This is a genomic window from Rhodanobacter sp. FW106-PBR-R2A-1-15, assembly GCF_058789735.1.
This window is the reverse complement of the sequence record NZ_JBYTEM010000022.1, coordinates 1-13,924: the sequence shown is the minus strand read 5'-3', so window position 1 is coordinate 13,924 and position 13,924 is coordinate 1. Positions and strand designations below refer to the sequence as shown.

The window sequence follows — 13,924 nt, the reverse complement described above, 5'->3', positions numbered from 1 at the left end:
CATTCACAAAGCAGACCCTTTATCAAGCACAGATCGATAAACATTTGCATAGGCTGCAATTGCCCTGGCCTCTCCGAAACATTCGACCGCGCGCCGACGCCCTGCCGCGCCCAGCTGCGCGCATAGCGACGAGTTCTGCGCCAGCTGTTTCGCATAACGAACCAATTGATCAAGATCGTCTACTGGCGCCAGCAAAGCCGTCTTCCCATGCTGGCAGACTTCGGCCGTACCGGAGCTGGCAAATCCGACAACCGGCAAGCCACACGCCATTGCTTCGAGGGCAACGTAACCAAACGCCTCATAGCGCGTAGGTACCAACGCTGCGTCCACCGACTGGTAGATGGCGGGCATCTTTGCTGGTTCCACGCGCGGCAGTAGCTTCACGTTTCTTGGTAATTCCTCGACATTGAATCCTGTACGCAGTCCACTGATGCAATGAATCTCAAATCCAGACCCGAGCTTTGACGCAATCGCGGGGAGTAAATCGGCGCCTTTCCAGCGCGAAGGGTTGCCCACAAAAAGCAGCTTGAACGGTTGCCCTGCCACCGCACGCCCTGTCTCCCCCTCAGCTGTGGTGCACGCAGGCGAAAACAGTTCGGTGTCAACCCAGTTATGAATGACCGTGATGGGCTTGACCATATCAACTCGCATGGCAGCAGCACAGTATTTACTGACGGTCACGACAGCATCGGCTGCCTGGTAAGACTGCCTGGCCCAGCGCTCACAGAAAGCACGGTGATAAAGCGCTTGTGGCAAACTGCGATACGGTGCAAACGCCGGATTGGCGACATATTGATGCTCGGTCACTACCAGCGGAATTCCGGAACGTTTGAACGAGAAACCCTGCCAGCTACCGGCATGCACCAAATCGATGCCCAGTGGGGCCTCTACTCGCTTCAAACGCCAAGGCATCAACTCGTAACTATGATCAAACCACTGCAGCAGAGGTTCATGTCCCGCCCTTTCCAGTGCGTCAGCCAATCGCAACGTGAACACATCAGCGCCGCTTCCGGCACAAATTGCAGGAAGCCAGACCCTCAATCCTCTTTTTTTTTCTGGTGCGGTTGTCATAGCCAGAACCGGTAGATCAGGGTCGGGATGATCCGACGCCAAGGCATCAACAATCCATCTGGGATGCTACGCAGCACGCTTGTCGCCGCTGACTGGGGGCGTTCGATCTCGAACGTGGCCCGCAATGCGTCAACACAGAGATTGCGATATCTGAAGCCGGCATCTGCGAGCAGCTTCTCCAGCTGTCCCAGCCGTAGCGGCTCGCAGTCATAGATTTCGCCCTTACCCATCGCACGCAAATACTGCGTGCGCCACGCATGTGGCAGCCAGCTGAGAAAGACCAGCTTGTAGTGCGGTTCGACCAGCATCCAGCGGTTGGGTACAGCGAGGTAACCCACGCCATCAGAGCGCACCACGCGGCGCAGTTCCGCCAAGTGGGCGCGCTGCGCCTGTTCGTCACCCACATGTTCGATGACATGATTGCTCAACACGACGTCGAAGGACTGGTTGGCGAATGGCAGTCCAGTGTCGTGCACTTGGTGGTAGCGGTACCCCTCAGCGACCAGGCGGTTGTCATGGACGTCCACGGCATCCACCTCGCAGCGCAACTGTGGATGTGTGCCAAAGTAATGGGCGATGCCGCCTGAGCCCGTACCGACTTCAAGCATACGTATCGGCTGCGCACGATTGGCCAAATCCAGCAGACGTTCGATCTTCAGGCCTTTGAAGCGCCGCGATGGAAGGTCGAGCACGGCGTGGGGCTGGCGCACCGCTGGTGTGCTGTGACCAGCCTCCTGGGTTTGGTCACTGGATGAAGCCTCAGACATACGGTGTACCCAGGAGGCTGCGCGTACGTTCATCGAAAATCGACCATGCCTTGCCAGCTGCAAACTCGCGACAGGCAGCAATAGTCGCACTTTCGCGCGTCTGGGCAAGTTGCCATATCACCGCTTCACCCAGCGCGACATAATTGCCAGGTTCGACCAGGATACCGGTCTGCCCGTCATGCACGGCATCGGGCACCCCACCGACCGCAAAGGCAACGGTAGGCAAGCCGTGTGCTGCCGATTCCAGCGCTACCATGCCAAAGCCCTCCACATCGCCAGGCAGGTCACGCACGGGAAAGATATGCATATCGGCGGCCTGATACGCCGCGCCGAGGGTTGCCTCATCGCAGCGACCGAGGAAATGCAGGTTTTGCTCGACGCCAGCGATCCGGGCCGCAGCAAGAATGCGTTCGCGCTCCGAGCCCGCCCGTGCATGCAGCGCATCGCTGGCTTCGTCGCCAATCACCGTCAGCAACGCATTGGGATACCTGGCAACAATCGCGGGCAAGGCTTTCGCCACGAATTCCACCAACCCCTTGCGCTCGGTCAGCCGACCGACAGAAAGCAGCAGAGGGCGCTGTGCGAAACCGTGGCGCTGACGGAAATCGCTGGCCGCGGCAGCATCCAGCGTCGGCAAATCGGTGCCCGGATGCAGCACGCGCAATTTACCAGCTGCCACGCCGCGACCTGTCGCCAGCCGCGCCGTGTTGGCGCTGTTGACCAGGACGAGGTCGCAGCGCCGAATGAAGGGTAGCCAAAGCCGCTGGTACGCCCGGCTCGGCGCCACGATGTCGAGCCCATGCAGGTAGACGATCGCCCTGCCACCGACACACTTCGCCGCCAACCAGGCGATTGGTGCGGTGAGGCCACTTCCGGCAATGACCCATTCCGGCTTGCAGCGCCATGCCAACCGGACGGCGCGCCATAAAGTCGCTGCCAAAAATATCGGCAGCGGCTTGACCCTGCTTTCTATCACTTCGGTCTGTGATGGGGCATACCCGGCGCATCCAGACGGTCCGCACAGTGCCGTGCGCCAAACCGGCTGCAGTGCAGCCAGCAGATGCTGATTCACCTTCTCCATCCCACCGAGCAGCGGTGGAAAGTTTCGCGTCACCAGCAACGCCACTCGGCGCGGATCGCTGCCGTCATGCATCACGTCGGTACGTCAACGCCGTGATCTGCTCCGACACCAGCCCGATCAGGAACACGATCACTGCCGCGCTCCACATCAGCGTGCTGCCGTTGGTGAGGCGGCCCTCGTGCGCGAAGGTCCAGGCATAGTTCACGCACCCCAGCAAAAAGAACAGCCCGCTCGCCGGCACGAACAGCTTCAGCGGCGAATACAGCGTGGCGATCTTGAAGATGATCAGCAGAAAGCGGATGCCGTCCTTGATCGGCCTGATGTGGCTCTTGCCAACGCGCTGGGCGGCCTTGATCGGGATGTAGGCAACCGGGTAGGCACTGCGGAAGAAGGCCATGGTGCTGGTGGTGGGGTAGCTGAAGCCGTTCGGCAGCAGGTGCAGGAATTCGCGGAACTTGTCCGCGCGCACGGCGCGGAAGCCGGAGGTGAGGTCCAGCACCGGGTGACCGGTCATGCGGGTAGCCAGCCAGTTGTACAGGGTGTTGGCGAGGCCGCGACCCACACCGGCTTGGCTGCCCCAGTCGCGGGCGCCGACCACCATGTCGTAGCCCTCGTCGAGTTTCGCCAGCAGGCGGGCAACGTCGGCCGGATCGTGCTGGCCGTCGCCGTCCATGAACACCAGGATGTCGCCGGTGGCGGCGCGGGCGCCGCGCTTGATCGCCGCGCCGTTGCCCATCGAGTACGGTGAGGACAGGCACTGCACGCCGCCGTTCTCGCAGATGCCGCGGGTGTCGTCGGTGGAACCGTCATCGACCACGATGATCTCGGCCTCCGGGTGCGTGGCACGCAAGCGCGGCAGCAGTGTGGTCAGCGCGGGCGCCTCGTTCTTGGCGGGCAGGATGATGCTCAGGCGGTTCAACAGGCGGCTCCCCCGGATGGAGAGGGGATCATAGCGTGAAGGCCGGGCGTGGGTTGCGGACGGGGTTGGGGTTTCGGGGCTTCATCGAGGCGCGGCTTGGTGGCGGGCGGTGCCCGCCCTGCACCCGCGATTCACAGGGCGGACACTGTCCACCGCTCTTGCTGCGCGCTCGCCATGAAACCGGAGCCGGCGGGCGGTGCCCGCCCTACTGTGCTGGTGCCGTATTGGGCAATAAGGGGCGCCCTTTCAAGAGACGCCGTGCATGCCTGGACGATGCATCGTCTTTTTTGACGTATGCTTTTGACCGCAGATTCGATCTGGAAGCTGGCCGATGAAACCCTCCGATATTGTCCGACTCCGACGCGATGAGATTCGAAGCGTGGTCGCCGCACACCGGGCGGTCAACCCGCGGCTGTTCGGTTCGGCCATGCGCGGCGAGGATACGGAGGGCAGCGATCTGGATCTACTGATCGACCCGACACCGGAAACCACGCTGCTGGATATGGGCGCCATCCAGTTTGTGCTGCAGTCATCCCTGGGGGTTGTCGTGGATGTGGTGACGCCCGGTGATCTTCCACCACGCTTCCGCGACAAGGTGGTCAGCGAAGCGGTTCCACTGTGACTGCTGGGAGTTTTCGGCAACATGACTATATAAGCCACATGCTTTAGTGAAGGTCTGATCAACCGACTTCTTGCTCGTCATTCCTGCGAAGGCAGGAATCCAGCGCCTTTGCGTTCAACAGCTTGGAGGCGCTGGATCCCAGCTTGAGCAGCCTTCGACTATTGAAAGTCACCTCGCTGGGATGACGAGCAAAATCAGACATCGAGTTGGCGTGTGGCCATGTCGAAGGCATGGACAAGGCGACTTTTCTTGCTGATCGACGAACGCAGCAAGCTGTGGTCATGAATATCCCGATCACTGGCGAAGCGGCAACGAAGCTGGCGGACAGATATCCGGAATTCACGCTGACGCACCCGCAGATCGCGTGGAACAGCATGCGCGGCATGCGCAACCGGCTGGCACATGGCTATTTCGACATCAACATGGATGTCGTATGGGAAACGCTGGAACGCGACCTCCCCAGACTGCAGAAATCGCTGACTGAGCTGAGCCAGCAGGTCTTGCGCGACAACTGACGGCTTTACACAGCTAAAGCGGCGGGCAGTGGCTGCCCTACACCCGCGATTCGTAGGGCGGACACAGTCCGCCGCTCTTGCCGCGCGCTTGCCATGAAACCGGAGCCGGCGGGCGGTGCCCGCCCTGCACCCGCAGCCGGCCATCCGGCCAGACCTCAGGTCATCAGGCGCATGCCTGCATGTTTCGCGGCACCGCGGTCGAAGGTCATGGTGTGTTCGCAGCCGGCAGGCGTGGCGGCGCATGCGATCAGGCAATCGGCGAAATCGGCTGTGGAGCCGCGGTAAATGCGCACCGCTTTCCAGACGACCTCGGCACGCTCCACGATCAACTCCCTGGTGCGCGGCAGGGCTTCCAGTGCTTCGGTGAGCTGGGCGCGATCCAGACCATACGCCGCACCCAGCACCCAGACCAATTCGATCACGGACATCATCGAAATCCAGCCGGGCGCCTCGACGGTCGGCGCGTCGAGCAGGGTCGAGGCTTTGGCCGACTGCGCTGCATCGTCCTGCATGATGTAACGCACCAGGACATGGGTATCCAGGCCGATCATTTCGCCGCTGCACCCGCTGCAGCGATCACGGCGTTCATTTGCTCGATCGATACCGGTTTGGACGCCTTGCCGAACATGCCCTTGAGTGCGGTGGCGGGGTGCGTGGCGGCGACGAACTCATACCGGCCCGGCTCGATTTCCACGAACTCCACCCGATCCCCCGCACGCACGTGCATGGCCTCACGCACGGCAACCGGGATCGTGATCTGGCCTTTGCTGGTAACGCTGGCGGTGGTCATGGTCTTCTCCTTCAAGATCCTTACTTCGTTGCAAGGAAGGTTCGTTGCGCGAGCAAGGCGGTTTGGCCGGGCGTATCGGCTGCGCCGCATGGCGTGGAATGTGCGGATCCTGGAAATCAGCTGGTGGCGTGATGGCCGCGCGCCGTTGGTGTTGCTGGGGAGGTTTGCGGGGGCTTGGGGTGGGAGATCAAGAGCCTTACCCCCTCCTGACCTCCCCCTGCAAGCAGGGGGAGGAACCGGGCGTGGAATGCCTGCACGCAGGGGAAGGAACCGGTGTGGAATGCCTGCACGCAGGGGGAGGAGCCGGCGTGAAATGCCTGCACACAGGGGGAGGAACCGGCGTGGAATGCCTGCGCATAGGGGAGGAACCGGGCGTGGAATGCCTGCGCACAGGGGAGGAACCGGGCGTGGAGTGCTTGCACGCAGGGGAGGAGCCGGGCGTGGGAGGAATCGGGCGTGGAGTGCCTGCGCACAGGGGGAGGAGCCGAGTTTGGCGACCCCATGCAAACCTAAGGAGGGAACCGGCTTGCGGAGTTGTTGTGCATTGCACCACCATGCCGGACCAAGCCTGCAGGGAATGGGTGACCTGCGCGCCAGACTGCGGTAGATTCAACCACATACAGGGGCTAGGTCGAGTCGTTTATGTCATCTCAATTGCAGCCGTCACTTGTGGGCCTGTCCGGCATGGCCCGCCGGTTGGTCTCCGAGGGCGTGATGCCCGAGGACGTGGTCCGCAAGGCCATGCTCGACAGCAACCAGCAGAAGGCCTCGCTGAGTGCCTGGCTGCTGGACCACAACCTGGTCGACAGCACCGAACTGACCCGGGTCGCCTCGGCCGAATTCGGCATGCCGATGATGGATGTGGCCGTACTGAACCCTGCCACGATGCCGCTGGACCTGATTAGCGAGGCGCTGATCACCAAGCACCAGGCGTTGCCGCTGTTCCGTCGCGGCAAGCGCTTGTTCGTGGGCATCGCCGACCCGATGCAGTCGCATGCGCTGGACGAGATCAAGTTCCACTCCAACTGCATGGTGGAACCGATCCTAGTGGAGCGCGACTCGCTGCAGCGGGTGATCGAGAGCCTGCTCAACAATATGCGCAACACCATGCCCGACATGGGTGGCGGCGAGCTGGACGAGCTGGATATCGAGGGCGGCGAGGACGAGGGTGAGTCGAGCAGCGGCATCGACGCGAACGCGAACGACGACGCGCCGGTGGTGAAGTTCGTCAACAAGATCCTGATCGACGCCATCCGCCGCGGCGCCTCGGACATCCATTTTGAGCCGTTCGAGACGCAGTACCGGGTGCGCCTGCGCATGGACGGCATCCTCAAGGCGGTGTCCAGCCCGCCGATGAAGATGGCCAACCGCATCTCCTCGCGCATCAAGGTGATGGCGCAGCTGGACATCGCCGAGAAGCGCGTGCCGCAGGACGGGCGCATCAAGCTCAACCTGTCCAAGACCCGCGCCATCGACTTCCGCGTGAGCACGCTGCCCACGCTGTTCGGCGAGAAGATCGTGCTGCGCATCCTGGACGGCTCCTCGGCCCGCATGGGCATCGAGAAGCTCGGCTACGAGCCGGACCAGCAGAAGCTCTACGTCGACGCCATCCACAAGCCGTACGGCATGGTGCTGGTCACCGGCCCCACCGGCTCGGGCAAGACGGTGTCGCTGTACACCGGCCTGAACATGCTCAACACCACCGAGCGCAATATCTCGACGGTGGAGGACCCGGTGGAAATCCGCGTCGAGGGTATCAACCAGGTGCAGCAGAACGTGAAGCGCGGCATGACCTTCGCCAGCGCGCTGCGCTCGTTCCTGCGCCAGGACCCGGACGTGATCATGGTCGGCGAGATCCGCGACCTGGAAACCGCCGAGATCGCGATCAAGGCGGCGCAGACCGGCCACATGGTGCTCTCCACCCTGCACACCAACGACGCTGCGCAGACCGTTTCGCGCCTGATGAACATGGGCATTGCGCCGTACAACATCACCTCGTCGGTGAGCCTGATCATCGCCCAGCGCCTGGCGCGACGCCTGCACGACTGCAAGAAGCCGGTCGAGCTGCCGCCCAAGGTGCTGCTGGACGCCGGCTTCACCCAGGCCGACATCGACGCCGGATTGACCATCTACGAGGCCGTCGGCTGCGACAGCTGCAACGAGGGCTACAAGGGCCGCGTGGGCATCTACCAGGTGATGCCGATGCTGGAGGAGATCCAGAAGATCATCCTGCAGGGCGGCAACGCGCTGCAGATCGCCGAGGTGGCCAGGGCCGCCGGCATCAACGACTTGCGCGCATCGGCCCTGCTCAAGGTGAAGCAGGGCCTGACCAGCCTGATCGAGATCGACCGCGTCACCAAGGAATGAGCGGCGGTTCCGGAGCCTCCGTCGCGCCAAACTTGCGTCCGCCACCACGGTTTGGTGCCGCCAAATTGGCATAAGCTGTACCAAATACCTTGTCTGCTGCCCGCACGGGGCGGCTCCGGGACTGGATCACTGGGGGAAGATGCGCATGGCCACGGCTACCGCAACCAACATCAACAAGGCGCGCGAGCTCGGTGCCCAGCGGGCCGAAGTCAGCAAGCTGACCACCTACGAGTGGGTTGCGCTGGACAAGCGCGGCAAGCGCATGAAGGGCGACATGCCGGCGAAGAACGCCACGCTGGTCAAGGCCGAGCTGCGCCGCCAGGGCATGAACCCGCAGACCGTGCGCGAGCGCGCCAAGCCGCTGTTCGGTTCCACCGGCAGCACCATCAAGCCGGGCGACGTGGCCATCTTCAGCCGCCAGATCGCCACCATGATGGCGTCCGGCGTGCCGATGATCCAGGCCTTCGACATCATCGCCGACGGCCAGAAGAACGTCCGCTTCAAGAACGTCCTCACCGACATCAAGCAGAACATCGAGGGCGGCTCGTCGCTGCATGAAGCGCTCGGCCGCTACCCGGTGCAGTTCGACGAGCTGTACTGCAACCTGGTGAAGGCCGGCGAGGCCTCCGGCGTGCTCGACACCGTGCTGGACACCGTCGCGACCTACAAGGAACGCACCGAGGCGATCAAGAAGAAGATCAAGAAGGCGTTGTTCTACCCGATGATGGTGCTGGCAGTGGTGTTCATAGTCGTGCTGATCATGCTGCTGTTCGTGGTGCCGGTGTTCGCCAAGACCTTCCAGGACGCCGGCGCGCAGCTGCCGGCCCCCACCCAGCTGCTGGTGACCGCCTCGGAGTTCATGCAGAGCTACTGGTTCATCGTCGTCGGCCTGATCGGCGGCGGCATCGCCGCGATCGTCATTGCCAAGAAACGCTCGGTGAAGTTCGCCCACTTCCTCGACCGCATGTCGCTGAAGATGCCGGTGATGGGCAGCATCGTGCGCAACTCGGCAATCGCCCGCTTCGCCCGCACACTGGGCGTGACCTTCCGCGCCGGCGTGCCGCTGGTGGAGGCGATGGACGCGGTAGCCGGCGCCACCGGCAGCGTGGTCTATGGCGACGCGGTCAAGCAGATGCGCGACGACATCTCGGTCGGCCACCAGTTGCAGCTGGCGATGAAGCAGACCGGCCTGTTCCCGAACATGGTGGTGCAGATGACCGCGATCGGCGAGGAATCCGGCGCGCTGGACAACATGCTGTTCAAGGTGGCCGAGTTCTACGAGGAAGAGGTGAGCAACGCCGTCGACACCCTCTCCACCTTGCTCGAACCGATCATCATGGTGGTGCTGGGCACCCTGGTCGGCGGCATGGTGGTAGCCCTGTACCTGCCGATCTTCAAGCTCGCCGGCACGTTCTGATTCCTGGCGTTGCTGACGCCTGGGAGTTGAGCATCGCCGCGAACCCGCACCCGCTCCCCCACCCCTCTCCCAAAGGGAGAGGGGCTTTCAGAAACCCCGCACCTGCTTTGGAGGGGCTTTCGGAAATCCCGCACCCGCTTTGGAGCCCCTCTCCCCTCGAGTCGGAAATCCCGCACCCGCTTTGGAGCCCCTCTCCCCTCGAATCGGAAATCCCGCACCCGCTTTGAAGCCCCTCTCCCCTCGAATCGGAAATCCCGCACCCGCTTTGGAGCCCCTCTCCCCTCAAGTCGGAAATCCCGCACCCGCTTTGGAGCCCCTCTCCCCTCGAATCGGAAATCCCGCACCCGCTTTGGAGCCCCTCTCCCATCGGGAGAGGGGTTGGGGAGAGGGTACGCTCGAGCGATGAATCCCAAGCCGCCACTACCCACGCGCACGCTCAATACGGCGAAGTCGCTGCGAACCGCAGGCACCGATGCGGAACACAAGCTGTGGTACCACCTGCGCGCGCGACGTCTGGGCGGATTAAAGTTTCGCCGTCAACATCCCATACCGCCCTACGTCGTGGACTTCTACTGCGACGAACTCGAACTGGTCATCGAACTCGATGGCTCGCAACACAGCGAAGAAATCGACAGGACGCGCACGCAGGCCCTCGAACGCCAGGGTTTGCTTGTCCTGAGATTCTGGGACAATCAGGCGTTGCAGGAAATCGACGCGGTGCTTGAGGCGATTTTGACGGTCGCGCGGGACCGTACCCTCTCCCCCAACCCCTCCCCCAACGGGGGAGGGGCTTTAAAGGCCGACCATGCCCGAACTTCCGTTTGCCCTGTGGATCGCCCTGGCCGGCGTACTCGGCCTGCTGGTGGGCAGCTTTCTCAACGTGGTGATCCTGCGCCTGCCCGAGCGGATGGCGGCGGCGTGGCGGCAGGAAGCGCGCGACGTGCTGGAGCTGCAGGCCGATGCCACGCCGCTGCCGCCGGGTATCGTGCGCGAGCCGTCGCACTGTCCGCACTGCAAGCACCGGTTGTCGGCGCGGGACAACATACCGCTGTTCGGCTGGCTGCTGCTGCGCGGGCGCTGCCGCTACTGCCAGGCGAAGATCTCGCTGCAGTACCCGCTGGTGGAACTGCTCAGCGGCGTGCTGAGTGCGGTGATCGTGTGGAAGTTCGGCCCCTCGTGGGCCGCGCTGGCCGGGCTGGTGCTGACCTGGACGCTGATCGCGCTGGCCGGCATCGACTTCCGCACCCAGCTGCTGCCCGACCAGCTCACCCTGCCGCTGCTGTGGCTGGGCCTGCTGCTGTCGCTGCTGCCGATGTTCGTCACCGCGCCGGCGTCGATCCTGGCCGCGGCGATCGGCTACCTGAGCCTGTGGAGCGTGTACTGGGCGTTCAAGCTGCTGACCGGCAAGGAAGGCATGGGCCACGGCGACTTCAAGCTGCTTGCCGCACTGGGCGCATGGATGGGGCCGGTGTCGCTGCTGCCGATCATCCTGCTGTCCTCGCTGATCGGCGCGCTGGTCGGTGGCACCCTGATTGCGCTGCGCCGACACGAGCGCGCGATCCCGATGCCGTTCGGCCCGTTCCTCGCCGCGGCCGGCTGGGTCTGGTTCGTGGCGGGCGCGGATCTGCTGCAGGGCTACATGCAACTGACCGGTCTGCGATGACCCAGCGTCCGCAGGCCATGGTGGTTGCCCTGACCGGCGGCGTCGCTGCCGGCAAGACCGCGGTGACGCGGCGTTTCGAGACGCTGGGCGTGCACGTGCACGATGCCGACGTGGCCGCCCGTGAGGTGATCGAGCCGGGCACGCCCGGACTGGCCGCGGTGGTCGACGCCTTCGGTGCCGGCGTACTCGACGACGCGGGTCGGCTGGATCGCGCGGCGATGCGCCGGCATGTGTTCGCCGATCCCGCCGCGCGCCGGACGCTGGAGGCGATCATCCACCCGCTCGTACGCCATTGGCTGCATCAACGCGCGCTGGCCGAACGCGGGCCGTATTGCCTGCTGGCGATTCCCTTGCTGGCCGAGAACATCGAGCACTATCGCTGGGTCGACCGCGTGCTGCTGGTCGACGCCCCCGAACCGGTGCAGCTCGCGCGCCTGATCGACCGCGACGGCATCGACGAAGCCCTGGCTCGCCGCATGCTGGCGCATCAGGCCAGCCGCGCCGAGCGCCGGGCGCTGGCCGACGACGTGATCGAGAACAACGGCGACGAAAGTGTGCTGGACCACGCTGTCGCCGAGCTGCACCGCCGCTACCTGGCTCTGGCACAACACCGGTAGGAGCCCGCTGGCGGGCGATGCTTTTAAAGCCGGGATTCGGGATTCGGGATTCGGGATTCGGAAGAGCATCGCCCGCAAGCGGGCTCCTACTCACCGGTGCTCTGCGGTGCGGCGCGCCTGAATCAAGGTTTGCAGGATCGGCCGGTCCGCCGGGGTGAGGATGGCCACGTCCACCAGGGCGGGAAATTGCCATTGCAGCGCCTGCCCTTCCAGCGGGCGCGGCTCGCCGAGCCACGCCTCGACCCGCCAGGCATCCAGCAGCAATTCGCGCTCGCCGTAATTCCACGGCAGCGCGATCAGCGGTTCGGCGTGCTGCAGGGTGACGCCCAGCTCCTCGCGCAGCTCGCGCGCCAGCGCCGCCAGCGGCGTCTCGCCCGGCTCACGCTTGCCGCCGGGGAATTCCCACATCCCGGCCAGGTGCTTGCCGGGCGGACGCTGCGCCAGCAGCACGCGGCCGTCGGCGTCGCGCAGCAACCCGGCCATCACGTGCATCACCGCACATGGCACGGAAGCAGGCATCAGGCGCTGCGCAGATACTCGACCATGTCGAAGTCGTAGGCGTGTTTGGCATCGGCCTTGTGGTGCACGCGGGAAACCTCGGTCCAGTCGCTGAAGTGCACGCCCGGGAAGAATGCGTCGGCGCCGTCGACCGCGGCGCCGACCCAGGTGAGGTACATGCGGCGTGCGCGCGGCAGCGCCTCGGCAAACACCATGCCCCCGCCGATCACCATCAGGCCGGTATTGTCGCAACGCGCCTGCGCTTCTTCGATCGAACGCACGGTGATCTGGCCCGGGTACGGCGCCTCGTGGCGGCGCGTCAGCACCAGGTTGACCCGGTCCGGCAAGGCGCGGCCGATCGACAGCGCGGTGTGATAGCCCATCAGCACGTTCCGGCCGGTGGTCAACTGCTTGAACCAGCGCAGGTCGTCGGGCAGGTGCCAGGGCAGCTGACCCTTGCGGCCGATAGCGAAGTTTTCGTCGAGTGCGGCGATCAGCGAAATGGCCATGGCGAATCCTTGGAAGGCTGGATGGTCAGTGGGACAGCCAGCGTCCGCGAATGACGCCGCCGTCGACGCCCGATCTTAACAGGCGGGCCGAGGTGCCGGCGCCGCACGTTCCTGCGCCGTGGCTACACGGCCACGGCCGCCTTGATCGCCGGATGCGCGCGGTAGCCCTCGATCGCGATGTCCTCGTAGCGGAAATCGAAGACCGAGCGCACCGCCGGATTGAGTTCGAGCCGCGGCAGCGGCAACGGTTCGCGGCCCAGCTGCAGTCGCGCCTGCTCCAGATGGTTGTTGTACAGGTGGGCATCGCCCAGCGTGTGCACGAAGTCGCCCACGCCCAGGCCACAGACCTGCGCGATCATGTGGGTGAGCAGCGCGTAGCTGGCGATGTTGAACGGCACGCCGAGGAAGATGTCGCCCGAGCGCTGGTACAGCTGGCAGCTGAGTTTTCCGTCTGCCACGTAGAACTGGAACATGGTGTGGCACGGCATCAGCGCCATCTTCGGCAGCTCGCCCACGTTCCACGCGCTGACGATCAGCCGGCGCGAGTCCGGGTTGCGCCGGATCTCGTCGACCACCCAGGCGATCTGGTCCACCGCCTTGCCGTCGGCGGTGGGCCAGGCGCGCCACTGCCGGCCGTAAACCGGGCCGAGCTCGCCATGCGCATCGGCCCATTCGTCCCAGATGCGCACGCCGTGTTCTTTCAGGTAGGCGATGTTGGTGTCGCCGCGCAGGAACCAGATCAGCTCGTGCACGATCGACTTGAGGTGCAGCTTCTTGGTGGTGACCAGCGGAAAACCTTCGCTGAGGTCGAAACGCATCTGCCAGCCGAACACGCTGCGCGTGCCGGTGCCGGTGCGATCGGTCTTTTCGGTGCCGTGGTCGAGCACATGGCGGAGCAGGTCGAGATAAGCGCGCATCCGCTTAGTATAGGTAGGAGCGCACCCTGTGCGCGATGCTCTTCCGCCACGTGACGAAGAGCCATCGCGCACGACCGAAGGAAGTCCCTTGTGGACAGGGTGCGCTCCTTAGGTCTTGATGTCCGACCTGTCAGGGTCGAGCATTCCCGACTGATCATCGGGGGAACCGGG

Annotated in this window: 15 protein-coding genes and 1 pseudogene; 7 read left to right on the top strand and 9 right to left on the bottom strand. The window is 64.2% G+C overall.

Annotated features, from left to right (window positions below; translation table 11 throughout):
• Positions 1–3: 3 nt before the first annotated feature.
• The 4 genes from AC3WTD_RS12095 to AC3WTD_RS12080 are packed head-to-tail and all read right to left on the bottom strand — an operon-like array spanning position 4 to position 3,838.
• Positions 4–1,071 (bottom strand): glycosyltransferase family 4 protein, encoded by a 1,068-nt coding sequence (locus AC3WTD_RS12095; RefSeq protein WP_081666624.1) that lies wholly within the window; start codon positions 1,069–1,071, stop codon positions 4–6.
• The gene (locus AC3WTD_RS12090; protein WP_255324877.1) at positions 1,068–1,781 is read right to left on the bottom strand and encodes a class I SAM-dependent methyltransferase; all 714 of its coding nucleotides are present in this window, start codon (positions 1,779–1,781) and stop codon (positions 1,068–1,070) included. The genes AC3WTD_RS12095 and AC3WTD_RS12090 overlap by 4 nt, the downstream gene beginning before the upstream one ends.
• A 49-nt stretch (positions 1,782–1,830) precedes the next feature.
• Entirely contained in the window at positions 1,831–2,991 is a 1,161-nt protein-coding gene (locus AC3WTD_RS12085; protein WP_027493022.1) for a glycosyltransferase family 4 protein, read from the bottom strand.
• Positions 2,984–3,838 carry a glycosyltransferase family 2 protein gene (locus AC3WTD_RS12080; RefSeq protein WP_492613931.1) on the bottom strand — a complete coding sequence of 285 codons (855 nt, stop codon included), beginning with the start codon at positions 3,836–3,838 and terminating at the stop codon, positions 2,984–2,986. Before AC3WTD_RS12080 ends, AC3WTD_RS12085 begins: the two co-directional genes overlap by 8 nt.
• A 331-nt stretch (positions 3,839–4,169) precedes the next feature.
• Between AC3WTD_RS12080 and AC3WTD_RS12075 the strand changes: the two genes are divergently transcribed.
• The gene (locus AC3WTD_RS12075; protein ID WP_027493024.1) at positions 4,170–4,460 is read left to right on the top strand and encodes a nucleotidyltransferase family protein; all 291 of its coding nucleotides are present in this window, start codon (positions 4,170–4,172) and stop codon (positions 4,458–4,460) included.
• 206 nt (positions 4,461–4,666) lie between these two features.
• Complete coding sequence (locus tag AC3WTD_RS12070) at positions 4,667–4,975, top strand: HepT-like ribonuclease domain-containing protein (protein WP_492613930.1); 309 nt, start codon at positions 4,667–4,669, stop codon at positions 4,973–4,975.
• Between the two features lie 155 nt (positions 4,976–5,130).
• Here the strand turns inward: AC3WTD_RS12070 and AC3WTD_RS12065 are convergent, their stop codons facing one another.
• Entirely contained in the window at positions 5,131–5,526 is a 396-nt protein-coding gene (locus tag AC3WTD_RS12065; protein ID WP_492613929.1) for a type II toxin-antitoxin system VapC family toxin, read from the bottom strand.
• Entirely contained in the window at positions 5,523–5,765 is a 243-nt protein-coding gene (locus AC3WTD_RS12060; RefSeq protein WP_027493027.1) for an AbrB/MazE/SpoVT family DNA-binding domain-containing protein, read from the bottom strand. Before AC3WTD_RS12060 ends, AC3WTD_RS12065 begins: the two co-directional genes overlap by 4 nt.
• Before the next feature lie 642 nt (positions 5,766–6,407).
• On the opposite strand from AC3WTD_RS12060, the gene pilB reads away from it, so the two are divergent.
• The 5 genes and pseudogenes from pilB (at position 6,408) to coaE (ending at position 11,829) form a co-directional block, all read left to right on the top strand.
• On the top strand, positions 6,408–8,132 hold the full coding sequence (pilB, locus tag AC3WTD_RS12055) for a type IV-A pilus assembly ATPase PilB (RefSeq protein ID WP_492613928.1): 1,725 nt from the start codon (positions 6,408–6,410) through the stop codon (positions 8,130–8,132).
• Between the two features lie 145 nt (positions 8,133–8,277).
• Positions 8,278–9,549 (top strand): type II secretion system F family protein, encoded by a 1,272-nt coding sequence (locus tag AC3WTD_RS12050; RefSeq protein WP_492613927.1) that lies wholly within the window; start codon positions 8,278–8,280, stop codon positions 9,547–9,549.
• Positions 9,550–9,951: 402 nt separating this feature from the next.
• A pseudogene (locus AC3WTD_RS12045) lies at positions 9,952–10,230 on the top strand (endonuclease domain-containing protein); the annotation flags it as partial.
• Between the two features lie 124 nt (positions 10,231–10,354).
• Positions 10,355–11,212 (top strand): prepilin peptidase, encoded by an 858-nt coding sequence (locus AC3WTD_RS12040; protein ID WP_027493031.1) that lies wholly within the window; start codon positions 10,355–10,357, stop codon positions 11,210–11,212.
• On the top strand, positions 11,209–11,829 hold the full coding sequence (coaE, locus tag AC3WTD_RS12035) for a dephospho-CoA kinase (protein WP_492613964.1): 621 nt from the start codon (positions 11,209–11,211) through the stop codon (positions 11,827–11,829). The genes AC3WTD_RS12040 and coaE overlap by 4 nt, the downstream gene beginning before the upstream one ends.
• 90 nt (positions 11,830–11,919) lie before the next feature.
• Here the strand turns inward: coaE and AC3WTD_RS12030 are convergent, their stop codons facing one another.
• From AC3WTD_RS12030 to AC3WTD_RS12020, 3 genes are all read right to left on the bottom strand, one after another.
• Positions 11,920–12,348 carry an NUDIX domain-containing protein gene (locus AC3WTD_RS12030; RefSeq protein ID WP_492613926.1) on the bottom strand — a complete coding sequence of 143 codons (429 nt, stop codon included), beginning with the start codon at positions 12,346–12,348 and terminating at the stop codon, positions 11,920–11,922.
• Positions 12,348–12,836: a dihydrofolate reductase gene (locus AC3WTD_RS12025; RefSeq protein ID WP_008438579.1), complete on the bottom strand. Its 489-nt coding sequence runs from the start codon at positions 12,834–12,836 to the stop codon at positions 12,348–12,350. The genes AC3WTD_RS12030 and AC3WTD_RS12025 overlap by 1 nt, the downstream gene beginning before the upstream one ends.
• 122 nt (positions 12,837–12,958) lie before the next feature.
• Positions 12,959–13,753, bottom strand: coding sequence for a thymidylate synthase (locus AC3WTD_RS12020; protein ID WP_492613925.1), 795 nt, complete (start codon positions 13,751–13,753; stop codon positions 12,959–12,961).
• Positions 13,754–13,924: the final 171 nt, after the last annotated feature.